Source organism: Vibrio sp. 1180_3, from assembly GCF_029478545.1.
Classification (GTDB): domain Bacteria; phylum Pseudomonadota; class Gammaproteobacteria; order Enterobacterales; family Vibrionaceae; genus Vibrio; species Vibrio aestuarianus.
Map to the genome: position 1 here is coordinate 1 of NZ_SJFM01000092.1, position 2,528 is coordinate 2,528.

Here is a 2,528-nt window from a genome sequence, read left to right on the forward strand (position 1 = left end):
CTGAATGTCAGCAAGAAAACCAGTCAAAAGGACATTTCAATTAAAGCGATTTGAAACTGACGAAACTCAACACAAGCCAGATCCAAAACTTAATTGAGGCAACCCAAGAACCTTGAAAACGATCAATCTCAAGTTGTTCAAGAATCCATTTCGACTAAGCCAACCTGCCGAAAACACGAAACGAATTCTCAATGAAATCGTAGCTTTGACCTTAAAAACTCATCAAACACATAACGCCCAATTAAGGGGTGAACAACGCTACCACCCAACCTAACGCATTGTGCCATAAACACTAAATTTGAAGTAGAAGCAAAAATGCCGAGCGTTGTGAATCCCTCTTAAATTGCTTGTTATAAATAAATTTTAGAAGTAATCCATCTTTTCATGAAATTTAAAGACATTATTCCCCGCAATATTTATGCAAAAAGCACCACTATTACGCTCAAACAATGTAGCAAGTAGTTTTCTTGTCGAACCTAACTCTAGCTTTAAGTAGTTATCTACATCTATATACTTAATAGCAACCCCTGCTTCCGCCTCGTTGTGAAGCCAAGATTCAAGCAATGCCATTTTGTCATTGTCATCATAGTTATCATGGTCGTTAGCAGGTATTTTATTGACACTTTCTTGCGTATCGTCGACACGGCCTTGCAACTTCATTGCTTGTCGAATTTCATGACAAGCAGGACCTAAAGCTGCAGCTATTTCATCGGTATTTCTTTCTCCAGAGTATGTTGCTGGTGTTACACCAATCAAGTCTGTAGGTATACGCAAGTCAATGTTATCAGGCATTACGATAAAACATCTTCTCTTACCAAGTTTGCCAATAAATAGTCCGAGTTCGAATATGACATTGTCCCTGACCGAGTCACTAACACTTCCGCGAATTTTGGTTTCGTCATCGGGACTAAAAACAAAAATACCAAAATCTGAAGAGTTTAATGCCTCAGTAATTGAATCTAATGGTGTCACTGATAAGGAAAAGACCCCCTGATTCCAAACTGTCAGGTCTGCATCATATTGCAAGTTTACTTGCATCGGGTAAGCAACATCTAACCCCTCAACTGAGGAGGCTACAAAAACTTTTGGTTTAATACTCATATCGATCTCTTTATTTATAACGCCCAATTAAGTGGTGAACAACGCACTGGCCAAGCCGCTGCATAACACCGTAAAGCACTTTACCTAACGCATAGTAAAACTGCCACGCGTTGAGAATCCACTTGAATTGCTTGTTATGTGAATTTTACCGTGAATTCAAAGTAAACCACCATAGAAACGAAGGAATTTGAATAAGTTACATACAAAAACGATGTTTACCAAAACCTAAATTTCACAGCGATCTTAGCCAAAGAGAGCCACTTACAGAATCAACAACAAAGAAAGCGCCCTTTCAGCAACCGCTAAATTTTTTGCGTCACCAGATTTTCAGAGCTGAATGTCAGAAAGAAAACCAGTCAAAAGGACATTTCAATTAAAGCGATTTGAAACTGACGAAACTCAACACAAGCCAGATCCAAAACTTAATTGAGGCACCCCAAGAACCTTGAAAACGATCAACTTCAGAAGTTCCACAAAATCATTTCGGCCAAGTCAACTTGCCGAAAACACGGAACGAATTTTCAATGAAATCGTAGCTTTGACCTAAAAAACTGACCAAACACATAACGCCAAGTTAAGGGGTGAAGCACGCAATGACCAAGCCGCCGCATAGCACTTCAACACCGAAACCACCGCATACCCAAAATGCCACGCGTGCTGAATCCCTCTTGAACTGTTTGTTATATTTTTACCATACGCGCATGCCTATGACACTTAAAGGACATTCCCTCAAAGGCTGCGGCGCATACAGTGGATGATCCATTGTGTCAGGATAGAAGCCATTTTTTTGAATATCATGCTCAATTTCTCTAGCTACCTTGACAAAAGATTCAAAAATCTGAAAAGTCGAGTTTCTAAAGGGAGCTGATGAAATTGCACACATGTGCATTGCTAAAGCTTCATCATCAGTAAGTTCTGGTAGCTCAACTTCAACAGACTCCATAACTGTTTTTCCGTGAGCGAAAGCATCACGCATTTCGAAACACTGTTTAGCCAATTGATAATTTTTAGAACCCAAATAGTTTGGCAAGTTTACAAATCCGAACAGTCTCTTATGGAGAGACTTACGCTCCATTTTTAACTCATTCCAATTTTTATCATAGATTTTTCCAAAGTGATTAAGCATTGCTTCTATAGAAAAAGCTGTGAAAGTAATCCCTGTTATACAATGATGTTCTCGCTCCCAATCTTCTTCTGCCCTTCTCGCCAGCTCTAGTGACGTATTTGCTATCTTGAAGCAATCGCAAGCTGATCTAGCTTGAATTTTGACTGATATTTTATTCATACTCACCTAAAAATATAACGCCGCATTAAGTGGTGAGCAACGCAGACCACTGCACCTAACGTATTGTACCGTAAACACTTAAGCCGAAGCGAACCGAAAATGCCGAGCGTTGGGAATCCGTCTTAAATGCCTTGTTAGGCTA

General features: G+C 39.6%; 2 protein-coding genes. Both read right to left on the bottom strand.

The annotated features are described in order from the left end of the window. Window positions 1–363: 363 nt before the first annotated feature. Entirely contained in the window at window positions 364–1,101 is a 738-nt protein-coding gene (locus EYW48_RS20780) for a nucleotide-binding protein (RefSeq protein WP_277433004.1), read from the bottom strand. Window positions 1,102–1,789: 688 nt separating this feature from the next. Beyond that, a complete protein-coding gene (locus EYW48_RS20790; protein ID WP_277433005.1) occupies window positions 1,790–2,386 on the bottom strand; it encodes a hypothetical protein in 597 nt (198 codons plus the stop codon). Between the last annotated feature and the right edge of the window lie 142 nt (window positions 2,387–2,528).